26 protein-coding genes are annotated in these 25044 nt (G+C 70.5%); 17 read left to right on the forward strand and 9 right to left on the reverse strand.

Annotated elements, in window-relative coordinates:
- The first annotated feature begins 8 nt into the window (after nt 1-8).
- Nucleotides 9-1163: a DUF418 domain-containing protein gene (locus JYA75_RS08235; RefSeq protein WP_185713127.1), complete on the forward strand. Its 1155-nt coding sequence runs from the start codon at nt 9-11 to the stop codon at nt 1161-1163.
- A gap of 266 nt (nt 1164-1429) precedes the next feature.
- The gene (locus JYA75_RS08240) at nt 1430-2164 is read left to right on the forward strand and encodes a M23 family metallopeptidase (RefSeq protein ID WP_006947325.1); all 735 of its coding nucleotides are present in this window, start codon (nt 1430-1432) and stop codon (nt 2162-2164) included.
- 52 nt (nt 2165-2216) lie between these two features.
- Here the strand turns inward: JYA75_RS08240 and JYA75_RS08245 are convergent, their stop codons facing one another.
- Entirely contained in the window at nt 2217-4190 is a 1974-nt protein-coding gene (locus tag JYA75_RS08245; protein ID WP_185713126.1) for a M13 family metallopeptidase, read from the reverse strand.
- Between the two features lie 136 nt (nt 4191-4326).
- Here JYA75_RS08245 and JYA75_RS08250 point away from each other — a divergent pair, with 136 nt between their 5' ends.
- The 3 genes from JYA75_RS08250 (at nt 4327) to JYA75_RS08260 (ending at nt 7416) form a co-directional block, all read left to right on the forward strand.
- On the forward strand, nt 4327-5724 hold the full coding sequence (locus JYA75_RS08250) for a wax ester/triacylglycerol synthase family O-acyltransferase (protein ID WP_185713125.1): 1398 nt from the start codon (nt 4327-4329) through the stop codon (nt 5722-5724).
- On the forward strand, nt 5721-6929 hold the full coding sequence (locus JYA75_RS08255) for a serine hydrolase domain-containing protein (RefSeq protein ID WP_006947337.1): 1209 nt from the start codon (nt 5721-5723) through the stop codon (nt 6927-6929). Before JYA75_RS08250 ends, JYA75_RS08255 begins: the two co-directional genes overlap by 4 nt.
- 193 nt (nt 6930-7122) lie before the next feature.
- Nucleotides 7123-7416: a hypothetical protein gene (locus JYA75_RS08260; RefSeq protein ID WP_203329865.1), complete on the forward strand. Its 294-nt coding sequence runs from the start codon at nt 7123-7125 to the stop codon at nt 7414-7416.
- Between the two features lie 111 nt (nt 7417-7527).
- Here JYA75_RS08260 and JYA75_RS08265 read toward each other — a convergent pair whose 3' ends face one another.
- The 3 genes from JYA75_RS08265 to JYA75_RS08275 form a co-directional block, all read right to left on the reverse strand.
- Nucleotides 7528-8442, reverse strand: a complete 915-nt coding sequence (locus JYA75_RS08265) for a PaaI family thioesterase (RefSeq protein WP_203329866.1) — start codon at nt 8440-8442, stop codon at nt 7528-7530.
- Nucleotides 8443-8531: 89 nt separating this feature from the next.
- Nucleotides 8532-9305, reverse strand: a complete 774-nt coding sequence (locus JYA75_RS08270) for a pirin-like bicupin family protein (protein ID WP_006947341.1) — start codon at nt 9303-9305, stop codon at nt 8532-8534.
- 104 nt (nt 9306-9409) lie between these two features.
- Nucleotides 9410-10378 (reverse strand): pirin family protein, encoded by a 969-nt coding sequence (locus tag JYA75_RS08275; RefSeq protein ID WP_006947342.1) that lies wholly within the window; start codon nt 10376-10378, stop codon nt 9410-9412.
- A 446-nt stretch (nt 10379-10824) separates the two neighbouring features.
- On the opposite strand from JYA75_RS08275, the gene JYA75_RS08280 reads away from it, so the two are divergent.
- Nucleotides 10825-11277 (forward strand): VOC family protein, encoded by a 453-nt coding sequence (locus JYA75_RS08280; RefSeq protein WP_029546253.1) that lies wholly within the window; start codon nt 10825-10827, stop codon nt 11275-11277.
- A gap of 9 nt (nt 11278-11286) precedes the next feature.
- Here JYA75_RS08280 and JYA75_RS08285 read toward each other — a convergent pair whose 3' ends face one another.
- Nucleotides 11287-12282 carry a sigma-70 family RNA polymerase sigma factor gene (locus JYA75_RS08285; RefSeq protein WP_006947344.1) on the reverse strand — a complete coding sequence of 332 codons (996 nt, stop codon included), beginning with the start codon at nt 12280-12282 and terminating at the stop codon, nt 11287-11289.
- A gap of 168 nt (nt 12283-12450) precedes the next feature.
- Here JYA75_RS08285 and JYA75_RS08290 point away from each other — a divergent pair, with 168 nt between their 5' ends.
- Complete coding sequence (locus JYA75_RS08290; RefSeq protein ID WP_203329867.1) at nt 12451-13851, forward strand: AarF/UbiB family protein; 1401 nt, start codon at nt 12451-12453, stop codon at nt 13849-13851.
- Nucleotides 13852-13978: 127 nt separating this feature from the next.
- On the opposite strand, the gene JYA75_RS08295 is transcribed toward JYA75_RS08290, so the two are convergent.
- Complete coding sequence (locus JYA75_RS08295) at nt 13979-14677, reverse strand: SDR family oxidoreductase (protein ID WP_029546250.1); 699 nt, start codon at nt 14675-14677, stop codon at nt 13979-13981.
- Between the two features lie 181 nt (nt 14678-14858).
- A complete protein-coding gene (gene thiD / locus JYA75_RS08300) occupies nt 14859-15671 on the reverse strand; it encodes a bifunctional hydroxymethylpyrimidine kinase/phosphomethylpyrimidine kinase (protein ID WP_185713124.1) in 813 nt (270 codons plus the stop codon).
- Between the two features lie 260 nt (nt 15672-15931).
- On the opposite strand from thiD, the gene JYA75_RS08305 reads away from it, so the two are divergent.
- Together JYA75_RS08305 and JYA75_RS08310 are read left to right on the forward strand one after the other, a co-directional pair.
- Nucleotides 15932-16639, forward strand: coding sequence for an SOS response-associated peptidase (locus JYA75_RS08305; RefSeq protein WP_100056014.1), 708 nt, complete (start codon nt 15932-15934; stop codon nt 16637-16639).
- A gap of 67 nt (nt 16640-16706) precedes the next feature.
- Complete coding sequence (locus JYA75_RS08310) at nt 16707-16979, forward strand: alpha/beta hydrolase (protein WP_231772418.1); 273 nt, start codon at nt 16707-16709, stop codon at nt 16977-16979.
- 39 nt (nt 16980-17018) lie between these two features.
- On the opposite strand, the gene JYA75_RS08315 is transcribed toward JYA75_RS08310, so the two are convergent.
- Both JYA75_RS08315 and JYA75_RS08320 read right to left on the reverse strand, forming a co-directional pair.
- Nucleotides 17019-17495 carry a hypothetical protein gene (locus JYA75_RS08315; protein ID WP_050035944.1) on the reverse strand — a complete coding sequence of 159 codons (477 nt, stop codon included), beginning with the start codon at nt 17493-17495 and terminating at the stop codon, nt 17019-17021.
- 54 nt (nt 17496-17549) lie between these two features.
- Nucleotides 17550-17888, reverse strand: coding sequence for a hypothetical protein (locus JYA75_RS08320; RefSeq protein ID WP_168580136.1), 339 nt, complete (start codon nt 17886-17888; stop codon nt 17550-17552).
- Between the two features lie 210 nt (nt 17889-18098).
- Between JYA75_RS08320 and JYA75_RS08325 the strand changes: the two genes are divergently transcribed.
- From JYA75_RS08325 to JYA75_RS08360, 8 genes are all read left to right on the forward strand, one after another.
- Nucleotides 18099-18503 (forward strand): hypothetical protein, encoded by a 405-nt coding sequence (locus tag JYA75_RS08325; protein ID WP_050035943.1) that lies wholly within the window; start codon nt 18099-18101, stop codon nt 18501-18503.
- 96 nt (nt 18504-18599) lie between these two features.
- The gene (locus JYA75_RS08330; RefSeq protein WP_006947358.1) at nt 18600-18851 is read left to right on the forward strand and encodes a hypothetical protein; all 252 of its coding nucleotides are present in this window, start codon (nt 18600-18602) and stop codon (nt 18849-18851) included.
- A gap of 142 nt (nt 18852-18993) precedes the next feature.
- Nucleotides 18994-19356: a PadR family transcriptional regulator gene (locus tag JYA75_RS08335; protein WP_006947362.1), complete on the forward strand. Its 363-nt coding sequence runs from the start codon at nt 18994-18996 to the stop codon at nt 19354-19356.
- Nucleotides 19356-20699, forward strand: coding sequence for a permease prefix domain 1-containing protein (locus tag JYA75_RS08340; protein ID WP_203329868.1), 1344 nt, complete (start codon nt 19356-19358; stop codon nt 20697-20699). The genes JYA75_RS08335 and JYA75_RS08340 overlap by 1 nt, the downstream gene beginning before the upstream one ends.
- A gap of 128 nt (nt 20700-20827) precedes the next feature.
- Nucleotides 20828-21637 carry a crotonase/enoyl-CoA hydratase family protein gene (locus tag JYA75_RS08345; RefSeq protein WP_006947364.1) on the forward strand — a complete coding sequence of 270 codons (810 nt, stop codon included), beginning with the start codon at nt 20828-20830 and terminating at the stop codon, nt 21635-21637.
- A 46-nt stretch (nt 21638-21683) separates the two neighbouring features.
- A complete protein-coding gene (locus JYA75_RS08350; protein ID WP_029546232.1) occupies nt 21684-22841 on the forward strand; it encodes an acyl-CoA dehydrogenase family protein in 1158 nt (385 codons plus the stop codon).
- Between the two features lie 32 nt (nt 22842-22873).
- Nucleotides 22874-24424, forward strand: coding sequence for an acyl-CoA synthetase (locus tag JYA75_RS08355; RefSeq protein WP_029546230.1), 1551 nt, complete (start codon nt 22874-22876; stop codon nt 24422-24424).
- Nucleotides 24421-25044, forward strand: a complete 624-nt coding sequence (locus JYA75_RS08360) for a TetR/AcrR family transcriptional regulator (RefSeq protein ID WP_043802744.1) — start codon at nt 24421-24423, stop codon at nt 25042-25044. The genes JYA75_RS08355 and JYA75_RS08360 overlap by 4 nt, the downstream gene beginning before the upstream one ends.

Raw genomic sequence — 25044 nt, forward strand, 5'->3', positions numbered from 1 at the left:
TCGAAGTCATGACGGCAACCGAGACGACGACCCGGCCCGGGCGCATCGTGGCGCTCGACGTCGCGCGCGGCATCGCCATCCTGGGCACGCTCGGCACGAACATCTGGATCTTGACCGACCCGGCCGGCATCGTCGGCTACCTGAACACGCTCGGTTCCGAGCCGTGGCCCCAGCGGATCCTCATGCAACTCGCCCAGGGCAAGTTCCTGGGGTTGCTGACCTTGATGTTCGGGATCGGTCTGGCGATCCAGGCGGCGTCGGCGCGACGGGCGGGACGGCCGTGGCCGGGCGGGTACCGGGTGCGTGCCGCGCTGCTGTTGCTCGACGGCGCGCTGCACTACCTGCTCGTCGCCGAATTCGACATCCTCATGGGTTACGCACTGGTGTCGATGCTCGTGTGCGGTCTCGTCGTCGCATCGGTACGGGCGCGGCTGTGGGTGGCCGTCGCCGCGTCCGCCGCGCACGTGCTGCTGCTCACCGCGCTGGTGGCGGCGATCGCGGCCGAGCCGGACTCCGGGGCGCCCACCGCCCCGGCCACCGACGTGTTCGCCACCGGCAGCTGGTGGGATCTGGTGGTGTTCCGGGCCGAGAACGTCGGCGCGTTCCGGGCCGAGGTGATCTTCGTGATCCCGATGACGATCGCGATGTTCCTCGCCGGTGCCGCGCTGTACGAGGCGGGAATCTTCGATCCGGGCAGCCGGGTGCTGCGGCGGAAGCTGATGCTGCTCGGGGCGGTCGCCGCCCCGGTCGACGCGGTCGTGGGATTGTGCGGCGGTGAGGCCGGTGTGCTGGTCGCCCGCTACGGCGTGGCCCCGTTCGTCGCGGTCGGCCTGCTCGCCTGGATCGCGCAGTTCCACGTGACGCCGCGGCGGGCGGGGGTGGTCGGGACCGGGCTGGAACGCATCGGCCGGACCGCGTTGAGCTGCTACGTCGCGCAGAACGTTCTCGCCTCTGCGCTGTGCTACGGCTGGGGCCTCGGGCTGGCGGCGAGAGTTGATCCGTCGCTGCGGGTGCCGTTCACCGTCGCGGTGTACCTGCTGGTGTGTGCGGTGCTGGTCGTCACGGCGAGCTGGTGGCTGCGGCGATATCGGCAGGGGCCGGTCGAGTGGTTGTGGCGGGTCTCGTACCAGCGGCTGGTGCGCGAGCCGGCGACCCCTTCCTAGTGGGCCGAATGTCACATTTGGATCGCGGAGCGGAACGCCTGTGACATTCGGTCCGCTGGGAGCGGCTACCCACCGACGGAACTATGCGCTAATCTGTGACTCGACCGTGATCAATCCGTTATTAAACGGACCGCTCGAACGTCGAGGACAGCAGATTGGCCCCGTACGCCCGCCACGATGGTGACAACTCCAGCGAAGCTTCCGAACCCGTGGCGCCCCGGCGTGGGGCCCACCGGCGCTCGACCCGGACCGGGCCCGCGCGCCGGTTGCTGACCATCCCCCTGGCGGTCGGCGCCGTGCTCGCGGCCGGCAGCGCCGCGGCCCAGGCGGCGCCCGGCCAACCCCGGGCCGAGGCCGCCCCCGAGCGGCAGCAGCCGACGGTCGGACTCTCGACGGCACCGCAGGTGCTGCAGCTTCCGGACGCCGGCACCGACCGGTACGTCGACCAGCTGCAGCGCGCCGCCGAGCGGGAGGCCGCGCGCCTCGCCGCGGAGGCCGCGGAGCGCCAGCGCGAGGCGGAGCGCCTCGCCCAGCAGGAGGCCGAACGCCTCGCCCAGCAGGAGTCCGAGCGGATCGCACGGGAACTCGCGAGCCGCCCGAGCGCGGTCTTCCCGACCGTCGGGGCGCTGACCTCCGGCTTCGGGCCCCGCTGGGGCACGGCGCACAACGGCATCGACATCGCCAACGCCATCGGCACGCCGATCAAGTCGGTCACCGACGGCACCGTGATCGAATCCGGTCCCGCCTCCGGCTTCGGGCTGTGGGTTCGCATCCAGCAGGACGACGGCACCATCGGCGTCTACGGGCACATCAACGAGTCGCTCGTGTCCGTCGGCCAGCAGGTGCGGGCGGGCGACGTGATCGCCACGATGGGCAACCGAGGCCAGTCCACCGGGCCGCACCTGCACTTCGAGGTGTGGCAGCCGGGCGGCGCCAAGATGGACCCGATGGCCTGGTTCGGCTCGCGCGGGATCTCGGTACCTCAGGCCTCGCGCTCCTAGTCGGGCGCCGGTACGCCGCCCCGTCGGGGGGCGCGGCGCACCGGCGTCCGGCTCACCAGATCCGCACGCGCTCCTCCTGCGCGAGATACAGCGCATCGCCGGGACGCACGTCGAACGCCTCGTAGAAGGCGTCGATGTTGCGTACCACCCCGTTGCAGCGGAACTCCGGCGGCGAGTGCGGGTCCACGGCTAGCCGGCGCAGCGCCTCCTCGTCGCGGACCTTGGTCCGCCACACCTGCGCCCAGCCGAAGAACACCCGCTGCAGGCCCGTGAGGCCGTCGATCACGGGCGCCTCGGCGCCGTCGAGTGCGATCTCGTACGCCTTCAGCGCGATGGACAGCCCGCCGAGGTCGCCGATGTTCTCGCCGATGGTGAAGCTGCCGTTGACGCGATGGCCGGCGAGCGCCTTCGGCTCGAACTCGTCGTACTGCGCGATCAGCGCCGCGGTGCGCTTGCCGAACTCGGTGCGATCGTCGTCGGTCCACCAGTTCTCGAGATTGCCGTCGCCGTCGTACTTGGCGCCCTGATCGTCGAAGCCGTGCCCGATCTCGTGGCCGATGACGGCGCCGATCCCGCCGTAGTTGGCGGCGTCGTCGGCGTGCAGGTCGAAGAACGGCGGTTGCAGGATCGCGGCAGGGAACACGATCTCGTTCATACCCGGGTTGTAGTAGGCGTTGACGGTCTGCGGCGTCATGAACCACTCGTCGCGGTCCACCGGCCCACCGAGCTTGGCCAGGTCGCGGTCGTACTCGGCGGCGTAGCCGCTGCGGTAGTTGCCGACCAGATCGCCCGCGTCGATCGTCACGGCCGAGTAGTCCCGCCACTTGTCCGGGTAGCCGATCTTGGGGGTGAACTTCTCCAGCTTGCGCAGCGCCGCCTCGCGGGTCTGCGGGCTCATCCACTCCAGATCGGCGATGCTGCGCCGGTACGCCTCCTGCAGGTTGGCGACGAGGTGCTGCATGCGGGCCTTGGCCTCGGCCGGGAAGTGCCGTTCCACATACAGCTTGCCGACGGCCTCGCCGAGCAGGTCCTGTACGAGCGCCACGCCGCGCTTCCACCGGTCGCGGATCTCCTGCGCGCCGGTCAGGGTGCGGCCGTAGAACGCGAAGTTCTCGGCGACGAGCGCCTCGGTGAGGTACGGCGCGCGGGCGTGCAGGACCCGCCAGGTGGCCCAAGCCTTCCAGTCCTCGAGGGGCGCGTCGGCCCACAGCCGCGCAAACGTGTCGAGGAAGTCCGGCTGGCGGACCACGATCTCGGCCCACTGCTCCTCGGTGGCGCCGAGCGCGTCGATCCAGCCGCGCCAGTCGAAGCCGGGCCGAGCGGAGGTCAGTGCCTCGAATGTCACCAGGTTGTAGGACAGGTCGGCGTCGCGCCGCTTGACCACGTCCCAGTGCCCGGCCGCCAGCCGGGTTTCGAGGTCGAGGACCCGCTGCGGGTCGTGCCCGATGCCCGCCAGCTCGAACATGCGCCCGATGTGCGCGACGTACTGCGCCCGGATCTCGGCGTGGCCGTCCTCGCGGTAGTACGACTCGTCGGGCAGGCCGAGGCCGGACTGCGTCGTGTGCATCAGATAGCGCGACGAGTTCTTCGCGTCGGTGTCGACGTAGTGCGCGACGGCGCCGCCGACCCCGACGCGTTGCAGCCGCCCGAGCACGGCCGCGAGCTCGGCCCGGTCCGCGGCGTCCGCCACGGCGGCCAGCTCGCCGGCGATCGGGCTCAGCCCCGCCGCCTCCACGGCCTCGGTGTTCAGGAAGCTCGCGTACAGGTCGCCGATGCGCTGCGCGTCGGTGCCCCGCTCGGCCGAGGACGCGGCCGCCTCCTCGATGAGGGTGCGGACGTCGACCTCGGCCTTGTCGAACAGCGTGCGGAACGCGCCGTCGAGGGCCCGGTCGGCGGGGATCTCGTGTTCGGCGAGCCAGCGCCCGTTGACGTGCTCGAACAGATCGTCCTGCGCTCGGGTGCTCTCGTCGAGGTGGGTCAGGTCGATGCCCGAGTGCCGAGCCCGGGAATGCTCCACGATGGTCATGTCGTCCATCCTTACACCCATTCTCCGCACCCGGCACGGGCCTGCGCGTGCGCGACCGGCCGTCCCGGCCCGCGACGCGTCCCGCTCGAGTTACCGTGACCGAAGCCTCACAGACACGTGGAAGCGGGGTGAACATGTGGGTCTGATGGACCCGATCGACGCCGTTCTCATGACGGCGGAGCTGCTGGCCAACCCCATGCACGTCGCGGTGGTGCTGATCCTCGACCCGCCCGAGGATGCCGGCCCGCGGTTCGTCGACGACGCGTACCGGGACGCCCTCGGCCGGGGCGGCGAGGTGGATCCGGTGCTGCGGCGCCGGGCGCACCGGGGAGTGGACACCGGCGGGTGGTGGGCCTGGCGCGACGTGGACGACATCGACCTGAGCTACCACGTGCGGCGGGCGTCGCTGCCGCCGGGCGCCGGACGGGACGAGCTGTGGCAGCTGGTGGGCGCGTTGCATGCCGAGCCCCTCGACCGCTCCCGCCCGATGTGGGAGGCACACCTCGTCGACGGCCTTCCCGACGGCCGGTACGCGCTCTACATCAAGGTCCACCATGCGGTCCTCGACGGGATCGCGGGCCTGCGGATGATCGAGGAGTCGATGTCGCCGGACCCCGATCGTCGGTCGATGTCCCCGTTCTTCGCCACCGGCGGGCGGGACCGGCCCGGGTCCGCGCACGGCGGGCTTCCCACCCCGCTCGCCCTGGCCCGCTCGGCCGTCGGGACGGTCGCCTCCGGGATGGGTCTGGTCCGTCGGACCGTCGAAGGGCAGGTCCGCTCCACGGTGCAGGGCCTGACCACCGACACCACCGTGCTGCCGTTCGCGGCGCCCCGCACCCGGCTCAACGGCCCTCTCGGAGCCGGCCGCACCTTCGCGGCCGCCGGCTGGCCGAAGGCGCGGCTGCGCGCGATCCAGCACGCGGCGGGGGTGACCGGCAACGACGTCGTCACGGCCGTTGTGGCCGGGGCGTTGCGCTCGTGGTTCGCCGAGCACGACGAACTGCCCGGTGACTCCCTGGTGGCGATCTGCCCGGTCTCGGTACGCGGGCGGGAGGACGGCGGGACGGCGGGCAATGCGTTCGGAACCGCGGTGTGCACCCTGGGCACCGACCTCGCCGATCCGGCCGACCGGCTGGGCCTGATCCACCGGTCGATGCAGGTGGCCAAGGAGCGCGTCGCGTCGCTGGGGCCGGTGCCGTCGCTGCTGGTGGCAGCTCCGAGCATCCTGCCGACCATTCTGCTCCCGATGCTCCCGTTCGGCCCGAGGGTGCGGCCCGGCTACAACCTCCCGATCTCCAACGTGCCCGGCCCGCGCACCGAGCTGTACTGGAACGGCGCCCACCTCGAGGAGATCTACCCCGTGTCGATCGTGTACGACGGGATGGCTCTCAACGTCACGGTGTGCTCGTATGCCGACCGAGTCGGCTTCGGATATGTGGCCGGTGGGGAAGTAATACCGGACATCGAAGCGTTGATACCTCTGACAGAGCGGTCTCTGTCACAACTGGAGGCCGCGGTAGGAGTGGCGCCATGAGTTCCGACACCGGAGCGACCAGGCGGGTGGACGGCGAGCACCCCCGGACGGAGATGATCGTCGACCCTCGCTTCCTGCCGGTTGCCGACCGGTTCTTCAAGATGTTCCGCGACACCCGGCAGGGCGGCGGGGCGCTGGCCGCGTACCTGCACGGCGAACCGGTGCTCGACATCTGGGCGGGCTGGGCGTCCCGGGACAAGCGCTGGACCCACGACACGGTGGCGCTGTCGTTCTCCACCGGCAAGGGCGTCGCGAGCACCGTGCTGCACCGGCTCGCCGAGCGCGGGCTGGTCGACTACGACGAACCGGTCGCGGCGTACTGGCCCGAATTCGGGGCCGCCGGGAAGGAATCCATCACCGTCCGGGAACTGATGTCGCACCGCGCCGGCCTGCACCGCGCGCGCGGCCTCGTGCCGGGACGCTTCGGGCTGCTCGACTCCGACGCGGTGGCGGCCGCCCTCGCGGCAGCCGCGCCGGACCCGCGCCGGCTCGCCGGCCCCGGCTATCACGCCGTCACCTACGGCAACCTCGTCGCCGAGATCGCCATCCGGGTGACCGGCCTGTCCTTCACCGAGCTGATCGAGCAGGAGATCGCCGGCCCACTCGGTCTGCGCGAGTTCTGGTTCCACGTGCCGCAGGAAGATCGGCACCGCATCGCCCGGGTGTTCCCCCGGCTGAATCCGACCCCCGCGCCGTGGGCGGTCACCGGCACCGTGCTGTCGCGGCTGCCCGGGTTGCGCGGCGTCGCCGAAGCGGGCATGGCCGAAGGCTTCGACGAGCTGGCCCGCAGCCCCGCGGCGCACGACGCGGTGATGCCGGGGTGGAACGGGGTGTTCACCGCTCGCGCGCTGGCCCGGATGTACGGGGCCCTCGCGAACGCCGGCGAACTCGGCGGGGCGCGGCTGCTGAAGGAGGAGACCCTCGAACAGGTCCTGGAGGTGCAGACCCGTCGCCGCGACTACGTGCTCGGTATCCGCCCGAACTGGCGGCTGGGCTACCACCCGGGCTGGGTCGCCCTGCGCGAGCAACCGCTGCAGTCGATCGGCCACTTCGGCTTCGGCGGCTCCGGCGCGTTCGCCGATCCGGAAACCGGCCTGTCGATCGCCTTCGTCACCAACCGCCTCGGGAGCGTCACCCCCATCTCGGACATGCGGTTCCCGCGCCTCGGCGCCGCGGGTGTCGTCGTCGCCCGGCAGGCGGCCTGACGGCGGGCTACCTGACGGCCTGCCGAGGAGCCCGCACCCCGTGCCGACCCGGGACCTGTCAGTGGTGCACGCGGCGCCCGGTGACCGCCTCGACCACGAACAGCAGGATCACCGGCGGCTCTGTTCCGAACCACGGATGACGGTGGGAGACTGGGAAGCGCGAAACGGTTTCGTCTGTCCGAGGAGCGCGGCGATGACCACCCACCGAGAACATGCAGGCCACGAACACGCCCACGGCGAGGGCTGCGGGCACGTGGCCGTGCCACACGGCGACCACGTCGACTATGTGCACGACGGGCATCTGCACCGAGTCCACGACGGACACGTCGACGAGTGTGAACCCGCCGAGCATGTGGCCTACGAAGGACACGACCACGTCCACGGTGAAGGCTGCGGGCACGTGGCCGTCCCGCACGGGGATCACCTGGACTACATCCACGACGGGCACCGGCACGCCGCGCACGACGGGCACTACGACGACCACTGACCGGCGACCTGCGCCCACCCCTGATGCGACGGTCCGAGCCGGGGGCCGGACGAGGGTCGTCTCCGCCCACCGCTCGGCGAGTTGATCGAGCGCGGTCGGAAGCCGACACCTTCAGAGCGAACCCATGTGCACGCTCGCGTGGGCCCGCACCAGGACCGCGCCGTCCGGTGCGGTGAGGTGCGTGTCGATCGAGGCGAGTCGCCGGCCCGCACGGGTGACCTTCGCCTCGACGAGCATGTCGGGACCCGGCGCCTCGGGTGAGCGCAGGTAGTCGAGGGTCAGGTTCAGCAGTCGGTACTGCCGGCCGGCGGCGGTGAGGGTCTGGGCCGCCAGTTCGGCAACGGCGTCGGCGACGGAGACCAGCACCCCGCCCTGCACCGCCCCCATGGGATTGGCCATCCACTCCACCGGCGGCACCACCGCGGTGACGTGGCCCTTCTCGACGGTCTGCAGGCGCAGGCCGAGTAGTCCCGCGAGCGGTCCGCGGGCCACCGTGCCGGCGGCGATGCCGGAGACTACGTCGAGCCCGGGGCGGTCGGTGAGCTCCGCCGGATCCGTCCAGGGTTCGGGGGTGGGCCGGGACAGACCGGACGCGTCCGCGAACGAGTCTGCGTCGAACACGGCGGGACGATTCACGACCATGGACCGCCCCGTCAGCTGGATCACCAGATCGCCTGCGTCGTCGCGGATCTGCGCGGTGCTCAGTGCCGTGTCCTCGTCCACGTGGACGGCGCGGCCGGTACCGTGCAGATTCCCCTGGGCGGAAATCGGATTCGCGGTCGACGCGCTGAGTTGGGTGAGTACGGAACGGGTGTCGCGACCCTGGCCCCGCCACACGAGGTGCGGGGCGGCGCCGAGCACGACGTCGGTGAGCACACCGACGGACCCGACGGTGGTGCGGCCGCGGTGGTCGAGAAACCGGTTGCCGAGCGGTTGGCGGAACGCCACCGTTCGGGGCTCCCCGGCCACGGTGTCGATGCCCATGAAGGCGTTGAGGCGATCGGTTTCGGGGGCGGTGACGGTCACGGGAGGCATCCTGGGATCGGGAGGGACGGAGCGAGGGTTCGCTCGGTCACCGTACCGAGGCCGGGACCGGGGCGTCCCGCCCACCCCGGTCAGCCGAGATGCGCGTGCATCTCCCACACGAGGATCTCCGCGGCCGTGTCGGTGTGGATCCGCTGTCCGCCGGACCCGGTCAGTCGCACGGCGTCACCCTCCCGCAGGGTGCCGGCGCCCTCGAGCTCGGCCGTGCCCTGGGCGACGAACACGTGCAGGTACGGCGCATCGGGTAGGACGACCGTCCGGCCCGGCTGCAGCCGGGCGACCGACAGCCCGGCGTACCTGTTGTGGATGCGGATGGCGGCGTGGTCGCGGTGCTCGGGGATCCCGGTCGCGACGGGCACCAGTCCGCCGCGCATCAGCTCGTCGTCGATCTCGAGTTGTTCGTAGCCGGGGGTGATGCCCGACTCGTCCGGGACCACCCACATCTGGATGAAGCGCACCGGTTCGGCGTGTTCCCCGGCGTGCAGCCCCGTGACGCCGGGCAGTCGCCAGGAGTCGTTCTTCTCCGAGTGCAGGATGCCCGTCCCGGCGCTCATCCGCTGCGCCAGGCCGGGGTAGATGACGCCGGAGTGCCCGATCGAGTCCTGGTGCACGAGGCTGCCGCGCAGCACCCAGGTCACGATCTCCATGTCGCGGTGCGGATGCGTGTCGAAGCCCTGGCCCGGCAGGACGGTGTCGTCGTTGCTGACCAGCAGCAGCCCGTGGTGGGTGTTGTCCGGGTCGTAGTGGTGCCCGAAGGAGAACGAGTGCTTCGAATCGAGCCAGGAGATCTTCGTCGTCAGCCGGTCCTCGGCGCGCCGGATGTCGATGGTCGGGGCGTCGGTCATGGTGTCTCCTCGAAAGGTATCGCGGTTCAGGGTACGGAGCGGAACGGGGCGCGGACGGGCCGGGCCGCGCAGCTTTCGGATGCGCGCCCCGGTCCCGGCGCGCGTTACGGCAACTGCTCGTGTTCGGCCGGGACGGTCCCGAGCCGGCCGGCCTGGAAGTCCTCGAACGCCTGGATGATCTCGGCCTTGGTGTTCATCACGAACGGCCCGTACATCGCCACGGGCTCGCGGATCGGCCGCCCGCCGAGCAGGAACACCTCGAGCGACGCGGTGCGCGAGTCCTGGGTGGCGGCGGCGGTGAACGTGACGCTGTCACCGTTGGGTCCGAACACGGCGGTCTGTCCCGCCCGGATCGGTGCGCGCTCCGCGCCGACGGTGCCGTCCCCGGCGAGCACGTAACCGAGCGCGTTGTACTCCCGGCGCCACGGCAGGGTCACCGAGGCGCCGGGCGCGACGGTCAGGTGGGCGAGGGCGATCGGGGTGTGGGTGACGCCGGGGCCGCGCACACCGCCGATCTCGCCGGCGACGACGCGGACGAGGGCGCCGCCGTCGGGGGAGGAGGCCAGGGCCACCTGGCTGCCGGAGATGTCCTGGTATCGGGGCTGCGCCATCTTGTTGTCCCGGGGCAGGTTCACCCACAACTGCACGCCGTGGAACAGGCCGCCGCTGGCCACGACATGTTCGGGCGGGGCCTCGATGTGCAGGATGCCCGACCCCGCCGTCATCCACTGGGTGTCGCCGCCGCCGATGGTGCCGCCGCCGCCGTTGGAGTCCTTGTGCTCCAGGATCCCGTCGATCATGTAGGTGACGGTCTCGAAGCCGCGGTGCGGGTGCCACGGGGTGCCCTTGGGTTCACCGGGTGCGTACTGCACCTCGCCCATCTGGTCCATGTGGATGAACGGATCGAGGAAGCGCTGGTCGATGCCTGCGAATGCCCGGCGCACGGGGAAACCCTCACCCTCGTATCCGACGGGGGCGGTACGGACGCCGAGGACGGGACGGGCGGGGGCGTCGGGCGCGGGGGACGGGATGCGGGGCAGGGTGAGGATGTTGTCTACGGTCACCGCGGGCATGGCGGGCTCCTTCGGCATGTAGTTGACTGTTCAACTACTCTAACCGACCGGCCGGGGGATTTGTTCCTGCCGTGCGACGGGCGCGAGCCGGCCGGTCCGGAAACGGCAAACCCCCTGCCCGAGGGGAGGGGAGGGCAGGGGGTCCGCGCCGGGCGCGTGACGCCCGGCGCCACGTCCCGCCTACGGGGGGAGGGAGGTGGGACGCGGTGTCTGTGACGGCCGATCGTCTCCGTCGGCCGGATGAAGCCAGGATACATACCCGCTGGGGTATGGTCCATCGCTTCGGTGCGCTGAGCACCGGCCGCAGAGCATAGTTCCTCGCACGGCTCTGCGCCGGGATTTCGGCGATCCCGGGCGGGCGATGAGTTTCCCGCTGCCGGGTGGTCTACCTGCTCGACACCCTCACCCGAGGTACCGTCCGCCCGCTCACACGCAAGGAGTTGAAGATGTCCCGCATGCTCTTCGCCAACCTGGCCGTCAAGGATGTCGCCGCCACCCGCACGTTCTTCGACGCTCTCGGCTTCACCTTCAACGAGATGTTCTGCGACGCCAACACTGCCTGCCTCGAGATCAACGAACAGACCTACGTGATGCTCCTCGAGGAGCCGCGCTTCCGCGATTTCATCACCGGCGACATCTGCGACACCGCCACGGCCCGTGAGGTGCTCATGAGCGTGTCCGCCGAGAGCCGCGACGAGGTCGACCGGCTCGTCGACGCCGCGCTCGCCGCCGGTGGCAGCGACTGGATCACCGCCGGCTCGGAGGAGATGAAGACCGACTTCATGTACGGCCGGGCCTTCCGCGACCTCGACGGGCACGTCTGGGAGGTCATGTGGATGGACGTCGAGGCCGCGGCCGCCGCGATGGGACCCCAGGCCGAGACGTCCGTGCAGACGTAGCGGCCGGCGTCAGGGGTGCTCGGGCAGCCCGAACAGGGCGAACAGCTCGGTGTCGAAGAACACCGTCACATGCACCACCCGGTCGCCCACGACATCGAGCACCTGCAGCTGAAACGGATGGTGCTGCCCGTCCTCGCCTCTCATGTAGAGGCCGAGGGCGGGCTGCCCGTTCGCCACCGTCGGCAGCAGAACCTGGTCTCCCGGCCCGCTCGCCGGGCAATGCGTCCGGATGAGGGTCCCGATCGCCTCGGCGCCGCGGTACCAGCCCTCGAACGGCGGCATCTCCCAGACCGCCTCCTGGGTGAGCATCTCGACGATCGAATCGATGTCGTACTTCTCGAACCCCTCGACCCAGCGCCGCACCAGCGCCTGCGCCTCCGGGCTCTCCGGCTCGACCAGATTCTCCTTCGTCACCTGCGCCTGCTGCAGCTGCGCGCGGGCCCGCTGGAGCAGGCTGTTCACCGCGGCCGTCGAGGTGTCCAGCGCGGTGGCCACCTCCGTCGCCCGCCACTGCAGCACGTCCCTCAGCAGCAGCACTGCCCGCTGCCGCGCCGACAGATGCTGCAGCGCCGCCACGAACGCCAGACGGATGGACTCGCGCGAGGTCACGATCGCCGCCGGGTCCGTCGGGTCGTCCGGCCGACCGTCGTCGCCGAGGGATCCGCCGGGAATCGGCTCGAGCCACGGCACTTCCCCGCGCTCGACGAGGTCGTCGACCGGATCCGAACTCGGCGCCCCCAGCCCCGTCGGCAGCGGCCGGCGCGATCGGCCCTCCAGCGCGGTCAGGCACACGTTGGTCGCGATGCGGTGCAGCCACGTCCGCAGCGACGAGCGGCCGCCGAAGTTGGCGTAGCCGCGCCAGGCGCGCAGGTACGTCTCCTGCACGAGGTCCTCCGCGTCGTGGATCGAGCCACTCATCCGGTAACAGTGCGCCAGCAGCTCACGCCGGTACGGACCGGCGAGCGTCAGAAAGTCGTCCTGCGAATCGAGAACCTGCTCCGTCATGGTGTGCCCCCGCCTGCCCGTCGGTCCGAAGTGCAGTTACGAGCGTGAGCGTAGCCCTGGGGGCCGACAGGAAACAGGGTCTCGAACTATCTGTGCACTCCGGGTACCGTCCAGTAACTGCCCCCGGCCGACAGCCCCGCCGGCAGGCAGCAAGGACGAGGGGGACGCGTGCCCGACATCGCGCCACGACCGACAGGCCCGTACGCCGGGGGACCGCCCGCGTCGGCCCTGCACGTCGACATGCCCCCGCTCGAGCGTTTCGGTCTGCGCGAAGCCGGCCGCACGGTCGTCGTCGCCGTGGTGCTCGTCGTCAGCGTGCTGCTGAAGCTGCTGGCCTGGCCACTGCGACCCGACGGGCGCGGCCCGGCCGACGCCGCCGCCGAGGGCACCGTCGACGCATTCGAGATCCTCGGCCCCACGTTCGTCAAGCTCGGCCAGCTCATGGCGTCGTCGTCCGGTGTGTTCCCCAAGCCGCTGGCCGACGCGTGCCTGCGCTGCCTGGACGACGTCGCGCCCGTCTCCGCGGACCAGGCCCGCGACGTGATCGAGGAAGACCTCGGGCATCCCGTCGGCGAACTGTTCGCCCGGTTCGACGACCTGCCGCTGGCCGCCGCGTCCGTCGGCCAGGTGCACGCGTGCGTGCTGCACGACGGGCGGGAGGCGGTCGTGAAGGTGCAGCGGCCCGGCATCGCCCACCGCATGCTCATCGACCTGCGTGCGGCCTACCTCGGCGCGCGCCTGCTGCAGGCCTTCGAGTTCTTCCGCATCGCGAACGCCACCGCCATCATCCGCGACCTGCACTCGTCCACGATGACCGAACTCAACAGTGCGGTCGAGGCGGACCGGCAGAGCCGGTTCCGGGAGTGCATCGGCGCGTTCGGGGACAACACGGCCGTCGCCACGCCGCAGGTGTACTGGGACTACTGCGGGCCGCGCGTGATCTGCATGGAACGCCTTCGCGGTGTGCCCATGGACCGCGTGCCCGCCGACGCCGGCATCGACACCCGCCTGCTCATCCGCCGCGGGGTGAAGGTATGGATCGAATCGGTCGTCCTGCACGGGCCGTTCCACGGCGACGTGCACGCCGGGAACCTGTGGCTGCTCGACGACGGCCGCCTCGCCTTCCTGGACTTCGGCATCGTCGGCGAGCTGCCCGAGCACTGGCGCGCCATCCTGCGCGACCTGTTCCGCGCGACCGCCATCGACGGGGACTTCGCCCGCGTGGCGCAAGGCATCCGCGCACTCGGCTACACCAGCGGACTCGATGCCGACGACGCCGAGATCGGCCGGCAGGTGGCGCAGGCCCTCGCTCCGCTCCTCGGCCGCGACCTCGGACAGCTCCGGCTCAGCGAACTCATCGTCGCGCTGATCCGGCTCGGCAAGCAATGGGGGATCGCCAGCCCGGAGGAACTGGTGCTGTTCGGCAAGCAGCTCGGCTACTTCGAGCGCTACGCCACCGCCCTCGCCCCCGGCTGGGTCATCGGCCAGGACCTGTACCTGCTGCGCAACGTCTTCCCGGAGGAGGTGGCGCGCCGCGCCGGCGAGCAGGGGCTCGAGCTACCCGCGTAGCGCGGGCGCGGGCGCGCGGGGCGCGGGGGCGAGCGAATGTATCGTTCAGCTCCTCACGTCGACAGCATGGTCCATTCGCTCGGTTCGAGCCGGGGCGGCCCGACGGGTGCGGAGTGCGCCGGGCGCGTCAGCCCACATGCGTGACGGGTATCGAAGCCCCGGTGACGGCGGCGCCGTCGTCGGAGAGCAGGAACCGGATCACGCGCGCGATCTCGGCGGGCTGCGACCACGAGCGCCGGTTCGCGTCGGGCATCGCCGCCCGGTTCGCGGGCGTGTCGATTACGACGGGCAGCAGCGCGTTGACCCGGACGCCGTCGGCGGCGTACTCGACGGCCAGGGTCTCGACCAGTGCGGTCACGGCGGCCTTCGACGCGACGTAGGCGGCGCCCCCGGCGAACGGCCGCTTCGTCGCCGCGGTCGACATGCAGACCACCGACCCACCGCTGCCCGCGAGCAGGTGCGGCAGCGCCGCGCGGGTCACGGCGTAGGCGGTGCGCACGTTGAGATCCAGCTGGGCGTCGAGGACCTCGATCGGAGTCTCGTGCACCCGCGGCCCCGAGGTGAACCCGCCCACCAGATTCACCACACCGAACAGGGGCGCGGATTCCTCGGCCGCCGCGAGCGAGACGGCCTGCCGCAGCTGCGCCTCGTCGGACAGGTCCGCCTCCACGAGATGCAGACGCGGATGGTCCGCGAGCCGGCCGAGTTCGGTACGAGCCACCCAGGGGACCACGACCCGCCAGCCGGTCTCGAGCAGATGTGTCGTGACGGCGGCACCGAGCCCGCCGGTGCCGCCGGTGACGAGCGCGGTCCGGATCGCGGTCATGGGAATCCTCTCGGCCGAGCGGACGGATGCCCGTCCACGATAGGCGTCGGACGTGCCCGCGCATCGCGATACCGAGCCACACGCGCCGGTTCCGGACATCGACAACCGTCCCGGCGGTTGTCGATGTCCGAAACATGCACTCCGATAGTCGAATCCGGATCGCCGACGGACGGGGGTGGTCCTATGCCGTGCGCGACGCCGCGTACGCGCCCTGCCACACCGTGTCGAACGGCGTGTGCGCCCCGACCCGGCCCTCGATGCCGGCGGTGACGAAGTCCTTCGCCAGCGCGACGGCGGCGGGCACGTCGGCGCCCTTGGCGAGTTCGGCGGTCACGGCCGCGGCGAGCGTGCAGCCGGCGCCGGAGACCCGTTCCCGGCCGACCTTCGGCGCGGAGAACACGGTGACCTCCACACCGTCGAAGAGCACGTCGACGGCGTCGTCGCCGGCCAGCTCCACGCCGCCCTTGGCCAGGACGTACCGCGGGCCGAGGGCGTGGATGCGGCGGGCGGCCTCGACGAGGTCGTCGACGGTGTCGATGCGGTCCATCCCCGCCAGGGTGCGGGCCTCGAACAGGTTGGGGGTAACCACCGTGGCCAGGGGCAGCACGGCCTCGCGCAGCGCGTTGTCGGTGTCGAGCGCGGCGCCGGGCTCCTGACCCTTGCAGATCAGCACCGGGTCCAGGACGACGTGCCGCCACGACCGGCGACGCAGGCCCTCGGCGACCACCTCGATGGTCGCGGGGGTGCCGAGCATGCCGATCTTGACGACGTCGAGGTCGTGGGCCGCGGTGGCGGCCTCGATCTGGTCCGCGATGACCTCGGGCGCGATCGGGACGAAGCGGTGCGACCAGTCGTTCCGCGGGTCGAACGAGACGATGCAGGTGGTGGTGCCGACGCCGTAGACGCCCAGCTCCTGGAATGTCTTCAGATCCACCTGCAACCCTGCGCCGCCGGTGGCTTCGGACCCGGCGATGACATAGGCGAGGTCGACCACGATGTACTCCAATCCGATGGGGGACAGACTGCGTGCCGGACCCGGAAGGTACCGGCACGTCGGGGGAGACCACGGCTGCCCGCGACGTCGTCGCCGGGTTCGCACGATCGGTCCCGGCACCAGGCTAGCGCGCCCGGCCGTGCGTCCCGGCCGGACGACCCGCGCCGATGACCGGCGTCACATGCGGTCCGGCGCGTGTCGGTGCGGTGCGGCACCATGGGAACCGACCAGTCGAGGCACGACGACAGAAGGTGGGCGGCATGTGCGGTCGGTATGCGAGCACGGTCACCGATCAGGAACTGCGCTCCCTGTTCGACGTGGTGGAGACGGTGGGCGAGCCGCTGCCCCCGTCGTACAACGTCGCGCCGACGCAGACGGTGCGGGTGGTGCTCGAGCGCGCCCCGAAGGACGATCCGGGCGCGGAGGCGGTGCGTCAGCTCCGGTCCGCCCGGTGGGGGCTGGTGCCGTCGTGGGCCAAAGACCCGAAGATCGGCAACCGGCTGATCAATGCCCGCTGCGAGACGATCACCGAGAAACCGTCGTTCAAGGCCGCGGCCGCGCGGCGACGGTGCATCCTGCCGGCCGACGGGTACTTCGAGTGGCAGAAACGCGAGGACGGCACCAAGGTGCCGTACTTCCTGCACGGCGACGGCGTGCTCGGAATGGCCGGCCTGTACGAGCTGTGGCCGGATCCGAGCCTGCCGGACGACCATCCCGACAAGTGGCTGTGGACCGTCACGGTGCTGACGACGGAGGCCACCGACGCCGCCGGGCAGATCCACGAGCGGTGCCCGCTGGTGCTGCCGCCGTCCTTCCACGACGTGTGGCTCGATCCGGCCCTCACCGACCGCGACGACGTCGACGCGCTGATCGCCTCCGTCCCCGAACCCCACCTGGAGCCCTACGAGGTCGGCACCGCGGTCAACAACCCTCGCAACAACCGCCCGGAACTGCTCGAGCCGGTGTGAGCGGCGCGGGGCCACCGGGGCTCGGGCGGCCCTGCCGTGGCGCGCCTCGCGATCCGAATCACATTCCGTGAAGGGAGGATTCGCGGAATCCGAGGGGTACCGGTCGATGCTGTGGAACGCCGTGCCGACGGACGTGCCGACGGGTCTCGACCGGATCATGTGCCCCGTCACCCTCGCGCAGGGCGTACTCGACGTCGTCGCCTCTGCGCAGACGGTGCGGTACGTCCCGCTGGTTCCCGGGGCGCGGTTCGTGCCGCTGTCGTGGGCCGGGCATGCGCCGCAGTCGGATGTCCCCGAGGCGATCGTCGACCTGGTCCGGCGGGCCGCGGCGGAGGCATGATTCCGGCGAGCGGGTGCCGGCTGCACTTCCGCTGGTGGTTCAGCCGATCCGGACGCCGTCCGTGACGACCCAGATTCCGTCGGCGCTCTCCCGGACGGGCCGGCGCAGCTGGAGCACCACGATGCTGCCGTCCACCCGGTTGGTCACCTCGACGGTGTGCGGGTCGGCCGCGCGTGCGTCGGTGTCGCTCCATCCGAATCGGTCCGCCACGAACGCCTGCGCGACGAGGGACGGATCCAGCCGCCACGGCTGGCTACCCTCGTCGACCGCGCGCTGAAGCGCTTCGGCCTCCTCCGGGGTGAGGTCTTCTCCGGGAAAGGACGACCCGGCCGGTGGCGTCGCGTCCTCGCTCGTCGCGGCCGGCGACGTCTCCGGCGAGGAGGACGCGGGGGCGCTCTCGGCCGTCGTCGCCGGTGCCGGTGCCGACGCGGGAACGGACGCGCTCGTGGTCGATTGCGCGCCCGGCGTGGTGTCGCCGTCGCCGCACGACGCGACCAATCCTACCGAGACAGCCACTGCAGCAACAGTTTTCGACAATCGTACCCGCACGGAATCCTCCTCGCAATCCGGTCACTGAGGCCGGGTGAACCGGAACTCCCACGGTTGCTGCCCGTTACCGGTCTGCACCCAGTGATCGTCCTCGATGTGCCGGAGCACCTCGGCGAGGCTTCGGTTCATCTCCGGCGCCCACGCCTCCTGCGGCGGGATGTCCCCCCACGTCCGGGGGACCGGGAAGGTGGGACCGACATAGCGGCGTTCCCCGTCCACCCGGCCGACGAACCGCTTGTACGCGTTGCCGTACTGCGAACTCAGCGTCGCGAGCAGGGAGGCCCACCACGACGTGCCGCCCGCGTCCTCCAGCTTCACGGTCAGCGTCTCCGCGTCCCCGGTTCCCGAGCTCTCGCCCATGTCTACTCCCCACCTCGTCCTTCGCGGTGTCCGTCACCGGCGACGGGAGTCGACCTTTTCTCGCTCACCAGCCCCTCGATGTGCTGGAAGAGGTCGTTCTCGCCCATGGGAAGGCTCCCTCGCCGTGGTCGTGCCCCGGGCATAGACGGTATCCGGGGCAGACAAACCCGTCCGCGTTTCGCGGTCCCACGGCTCGGGTACCTCGCAGCCATGAGTATCGAAGACGGTCCCGGCGACACGCTCAGCCCGAGCGAGGGCCTCGATTCCGACGAAGTCCGCAACGACGACGGCGACGAGGTCGTGGACCCGCCGGAGGGCTGGAGCGGGGCCGACCGGTTCGGCACCACGCAGCGGGAGGAGCAAGAAGGCGAGTCGCTGGACCAGCGCCTCGCCGAGGAGGAACCCGACGTGGCGCCCCCGGAGCCGCTCGAGCGGCCGGTTGCGGCCATGCCGGACGACGAGCTGACCGAGGACATCGTCGACGAGGTCTACGACGGCGGACGTAAGCACGCAGAGCTGGTCGAGGGTGTCATCGTCGAGGACTCGCGGGTCGATCGAGGTCAGATCGGCGGCAGCCCCGAGGACGGCGAGTCCCTCTTCCCGGTGGTCGAGTGAGATGGGCGCCGCCGGTGACGCGCAGGTGCCGACACGGAGGCGGTCCTGCCGTGGTAGGGGTGTCCGGAAGAGCGATCGATGCAATGATCATTTGTCATGAGTGACAACTCGGGAGTTGCAGGCAGGGGCGGGCTCACCGTCGGCTCGCGGGTGGTGGTGCGTCGTGGCGACGACAAGAGCCGACTGCCCGGAGTGGTGGTCGAGGACTATGCGAGCGAAGCCGCCCGGGCCGGCGAGCAGCTCGGGCGGGACTGGGCGCCGGTGCGCCGGTGGGCCGTCGCGCTGGACGACGGCCGGCTCGTCTTCGCCGACGACGACGAGGTCGAGGCGGAGCCGAAGAAGTCCTGACCGCTGTCCGTACGCTCCGGACCCTCGCGATCAACCCCGCCGGCGTGCCGGCCTTGGACGAACCGGGCGCATCGAGAAGTGCGGTCGGCTCATGCCTGAATCTGCTAGATTGATACCTAGCTGATCTAGGCATAGGAGTTCTATGTACCTCGACAAGGACCTGGTGGCGGCCTCGGCGACCCCGCTTGTGCTCGGAATCCTCGCCGACGGCGACTCCTACGGGTACGCCATCCTCAAACGAGTCAAGGATCTGTCCGGTGGACGGATCCAGTGGACCGACGGAATGCTGTACCCGCTGCTGCATCGCCTGGAACGGTCCGGATACGTGTCGGCGTCGTGGGGAAGCTCCGACAGTGGGCGACGGCGCAAGCACTACGCGATCACCGACGCAGGCCGGAGCGTGCTCGCGGAACGGCGCAGTCAGTGGGACGTCGTGGCGGACGCGCTGGACCAGGTCTGGCGCTGCGCCGAGGTGCCCGCGACCCCCGCCGGAGGATGGTCGTGATGGACACCGATGCCGCGCTGGAGTCGCAGATCGGTCAGTGGCGCGGCTACGTCGAGCGCCGTCGCGCGATATCCGCCGCCGACGCCGACGAGATGGAAGACCACCTGCGCGACCAGATCTCGGATCTGTCCGCCGCCGGACTGGGGACCGACGAGGCCTTCCTGGTCGCGGTCAAACGCATGGGCAGCGTGGACGACATCTCCCGCGAGTTCGCGCGGGAGCATTCCGAACGCCTGTGGAAGCAACTCGTGCTGATGCCCGCACCGGACGACGGTGCCACGCGGCCCACACGTGAGCTGTTCGTCGTGCTCGCGCTCGCCGTCGGCGCGGCGGTCGCCCTGAAGGCCGGACTGGCGACACTGGACGAGGACGTCGTCGTGCGCAACGTCAGCCTTCTCGTGCTTCCGTTCCTCGCCGGGTACTTCGCCTGGAAGCGCCGCGTGACGCCCCGCGGCGCCGCGGCGCTGCTGGTGCCGTTCGCCCTGGTGGCGGTCGTGACGAACGCGTTTCCCTTCGTCCCGAACGGATCGACCGAGGTGATCGCCGCGATCCATGCCCCGATCGCGTTGTGGTTCGTCGTCGGCCTCGCCTACGTCGGAGGCGAGTGGCGGTCCGACCGGCGGTGGATGGACTTCGTCCGATTCACCGGCGAATGGGTCGTCTATCTCACCCTGCTCGCCCTCGGCGGCGGCGTCCTCGTGGGCCTGACGATCGGCGCGTTCGACGCGCTCGGCACGGATGCCGAGTGGGTCGTCGAGGATTGGGTGCTGCCGTTCGGTGCGGCGGGCGCGGTCGTCGTCGCCGCCTGGCTCGTGGAGGCGAAGCAGAACGTGGTGGAGAACATCGCGCCCGTCCTCACCCGCGTGTTCACACCCCTCACAATCCTCATGCTGCTGGTGCTGCTCGCGGCGTTCGCGACGACCGGGAGCGTCGTCGACGTCGACCGAAACCTGTTGATCCTGATGGACCTCATCCTCGTCGTCGTCCTGGGGCTGCTGCTGTATGCGATCTCCGCCCGCGAACCTCACCTGCCGCCCGACCTGTTCGACCGTCTCCAGCTCGTCCTCGTCGTCCTCGCTCTCGCGGTCGACCTGCTCATGCTCACAGCCATGCTCACCCGGATCGCGGAGTTCGGCTTCACCCCCAACAAGGTGGCCGCTCTCGGGATGAACCTGGTCCTACTGGTCAATCTTGCCTGGTCGGCCCGGCTCGTCCTCGGGTTCGTCCGTGGCCGCCGCGGGTTCGGCTCCCTCGAACGCTGGCAGACCCGCTACCTGCCCGTCTTCGGCATCTGGGCGGCGCTGGTCGTCTGCCTCCTCCCGCCGATGTTCGACTTCGCGTGACCGTCGGTCACCGAATACCGGCCGTCGGTCTGTCCACGCCTTTACAACCGGTCCGCGAGGCAGTAATTTGAACGATCGTTCGACCTAATCTGCTGCTGCCGCCGATCGCCGGCCGAAAGGACCTCCGCATGAGCGCACCCGAGGACGTCGTACTCTCCCGCCGGGAAGGCCACGTCACGACGTGGACGATCAACCTGCCCGAGGCGCGCAATCCGATCTCCGGCGACGACGTCGTCGAGCGGCTGGTGCAGCTGGTGGAGGAGGCGAACGCGGACTACGAGACCCGCGTGGTGATCCTCACCGGCGCCGGCAGCGCGTTCTCGGCCGGCGGCAACGTCAAGGACATGGCCGACCGCGCCGGGATGTTCGGTGGTGCCCCGCATCAGCTGCGTGAGGGCTACCGTCGCGGAATCCAGCGGCTGCCCAAGGCGATCTACCACTGCGAGGTGCCGATCATCGCCGCCGTCAACGGACCCGCGGTCGGCGCCGGCTGCGACCTGGCCATGATGTGCGACATGCGGATCGCTTCGAGCACCGCATTCTTCGCCGAGAGCTTCGTCAAGCTCGGCATCATCCCCGGCGACGGCGGCGCGTGGCTGCTGCCCCGCGCCATCGGTGCGGCGCGGGCCGCGGAGATGGCCTTCACCGGCGACCGGGTCGACGCGGCGACCGCGCTGGACTGGGGCATGGTCTCCCGCGTCGTCGAACCCGAGCAGCTGCTGGTCACCGCGAACGAACTCGCCGCCCGCGTCGCGGTGAATCCGCCGCACGCGCTGCGCATGACCAAGAAGCTGATGCGCGAGGGGCAGCGCCAGGATCTCGACAGCATCCTCGAGCTCTCCGCCGCGTTCCAGGCCCTCTCGCACCACACCGCCGACCACGGTGAGGCACTCTCGGCGTTCCTCGAACGCCGCACCGGGAACTTCACCGGCAACTGACCGCCCCGGCCCCCGAGCCGCCGCACACAACGAAGGAGAGACGGCCGTGGAGCGGACGATCTTCACTCAGGAACACGACGAATTCCGTTCCATGCTGCGGGATTTCATCGACCGCGAGGTTCTGCCGCATCAGGCGGAGTGGGATGCGCTGGGCCGGCCGCCGCGCGAGTTCTTCCACCGTCTCGGTGAGCTCGGCGTCCTCGGTATCCAGGTGCCCGAGGAGTTCGGCGGCGGCGGCGAATCGAGCTTCAAGTACAACGCCATCGTGTTCGAGGAGGTGGCCCGGGCCGGCGTGTCGTTCGGTTCCTACACCGTGCACTCCTGCCTGATCCTGCCGTACCTGCTCGAGTACGGCAGCGACGAGCAGCGGAAGCGCTGGCTGCCGGACTTCGCGTCCGGCCGGATGATGACCGCCATCGCGATGACCGAGCCCGGCACCGGCTCGGACCTGGCCAACATCGCCACCACCGCCAAGCTGTCCGCCGACGGCTCGCACTACGTCGTCAACGGCGCGAAGACGTTCATCACCGGCGGCGTCACCGCCGACCTGGTCCTCACCGTCTGCCGGACGGCGCCGTTCGACCCGGAGGACCGCCGTGCCGGCCTGTCGATCCTCTGCGTGCCCACCGATGCCGAGGGGTTCTCCGTCGGTCGCAAGCTGGACAAGATCGGGCTGCACCAGCAGGACACCGCCGAGCTGTCGTACCAGGATGTGCGGGTTCCGGTGGAGAATCTCCTCGGCGAGGAGGGCAAGGCCTTCGGCTACCTCGCCCACAACCTGCCCCAGGAACGTCTGAGTATCGCGCTCAACCAGGTCGGCCAGGCCGCGGCCGCGATCGAGCATGCCGTCGCATACACCAAGGACCGCAAGGTGTTCGGCAAGCCGGTGGCCTCCTTCCAGAACACCAAGTTCGTTCTCGCGGAATGCTCCGCCGAGGTGCAGGCGGCGCGAGTCTTCGCCGACCACTGCCTCGAGCTGCTCGACCGGGGCGAGCTGTCGGTGGCGGACGCCGCCCGTGCCAAGCTGTACTGCACCGAGGTCGCCGGCCGCGTGATCGACAAGTGCCTGCAGTTGCACGGTGGCTACGGCTACATCACCGAATACCCGATCGCCCGCCTCTACGCCGACACCCGCGTCAGCCGGATCTACGGCGGCACCAGCGAAGTCATGAAGACGATCATCGCCAAGGACCTCGGCCTCTAGACGTCCCGGTGGGACCGGCAGAAGGAGCACGAATGTATCCAGGACGCTATGCCTCGATCACCCCGGACAAGCCGGCGGCGATCGAGGCGGCCACGGGGCGCGAGATCAGTTACCGCGAGCTCGAGGACCGTTCGGTGCAGTTCGCGCACTGGCTCCGCGCCCACGGCCTCGGCGCGGGCGACCACCTCGCCGTGCTGTCGGTCAACGACGTGACCGTCTTCGAACTGTACTGGGCTGCAGTGCGTTCCGGCATGTACGTGACGTTCGTGAACACGCATCTCGCCCCGCCCGAGGTCGCCTACATCGTGGACGATTGTGACGCCGCGGCTCTCGTGGTGTCCGCGCCGCTCGTGGACCTCGCGGTCGCCGTGGCCGGCGACACGCCGAAGGTGCGGCACCGCCTGGCGTTCGGCGGCGACGTTCCCGGCCACCTCGGATACGAGGCCGAGATCGCCGCGATGAGCACCACCGCGCCGGTCGACCAGCCCGGCGGGACGGACATGCTCTACTCGTCGGGCACGACCGGCCGGCCGAAGGGGATCAAGCCCGCGCTCAGCGGAGCGCAGGTCGGTGAGCAGGCGGCCTCCAACGCGGTCGGGCTGCTGCAGAGCTTCGGCTTCGACGACGACTGCGTGTACTACGCGCCCGCCCCGATCTACCATGCCGCGCCCCTGCGGTTCGGCGCCGCGGCGCAGGCACTCGGCGGCACAGCGATCGTCGCGGGCAGGTTCGACGCCGAGACCTGCCTCGCCGACCTCGAGCGCTACCGCGTGACCCACAGTCAGTGGGTGCCCACGCATTTCGTCCGGCTCCTGAAGCTGCCCGAGCAGGTCCGCGGCCGCTACGACCTGTCCGCGATGCGCGCCGCCATCCACTCCGCCGCGCCGTGCCCCGTCGAGGTCAAGCAGGCGATGATCGACTGGTGGGGCGAGGTGATCTACGAGTACTACTCGTCCACCGAATCCGTGGGCAGCACCATCGTCTCGCCGCAGGAATGGCTCCGGAAGCCCGGCACCGTCGGCCGCACCGGACACGGCCATGCCAGCCTCGCGCACATCTGTGCCGAGGACGGAACGGAGTTGCCGCACGGACAGATCGGGTTGATCTACTTCGAACGTCCCGGCTACAGCTTCGAGTATCACAACGACCCGGAGAAGACGGCCGAGTCCCGCAACCCGCTCCACCCCACCTGGGCGACGACCGGGGACATCGGATACCTGGACGAGGACGACTACCTCTTCCTCACCGACCGGGCGAAGTTCACCATCATCTCCGGCGGGGTGAACATCTATCCGCAGGAGATCGAGAACGCCCTCGCCTTGCACCCCAAGGTGTTCGACGTGGCAGTGATCGGTGTGCCGGATGCCGAGATGGGCGAATCGGTCAAGGCGGTCGTCCAGCCGGCGGCGGGCGTCGCCGGCGACGACGCGCTCGCTGCGGAGCTTATCGCCTACTGCCGCGACCGCATCGCCGGGTACAAGTGCCCGCGCAGCGTCGACTTCGTCGACGCGCTGCCCCGGACACCCACCGGCAAGCTCGTCAAGGGGGCGCTGCGCCCCGCGACCGCCGGAGGAAACGGATGAGTGTTCGACGGGGAACATACGCACGACAGGGCGACACCGTGGCGCCGTCGGAGCGGCAACGGGTGTTCATCGAGGCGGCGCGTCGCGAGTTCGTCCGCAACGGATACGGTGCGTCGTCGATCCGGACGATCGCCCAGGAGGCGGGCGTGAGCCTGTCGGCGCTGTACTACCACTACAAGAACAAGCAGGACCTGCTGCTGGCCATCCTCATCGACGGCGTGAACGCCTTCGACGCGATGTGCGACGAGGAGCTGTCACGCGTCGGTGACGACCCGGTGGAGCGGCTCCGGGCCCTGGTGGTCGCCCTGGTCCGGTTCCGGACCATCTGCCAGGAACAGAGCCTGATGATCGGCACCGAGGTTCGCAACCTGGAACCGGAGAACGCGGCCGTCTACGAGCAGCGGCGGCGTTCCGGAAACGAGTTGCTGGGCAGCATCATCGACGACGGGATGCGATCCGGAGCGTTCACCACCCCCTATCCGGAGGACTGTCGCCGCTCGATCCTGGCGATGACGACCTCGATCGCGAACTGGTACGACCCGGACGGTCCGGACACCCCCGCCGACATCGCGGCCCGGTACGGCGATCTGGCCCTGCTGTTGCTGCAGCCGCGACCCTGA

The organism is Rhodococcus sp. PSBB066 (assembly GCF_017068255.1).
Classification (GTDB): domain Bacteria; phylum Actinomycetota; class Actinomycetes; order Mycobacteriales; family Mycobacteriaceae; genus Rhodococcus; species Rhodococcus aetherivorans.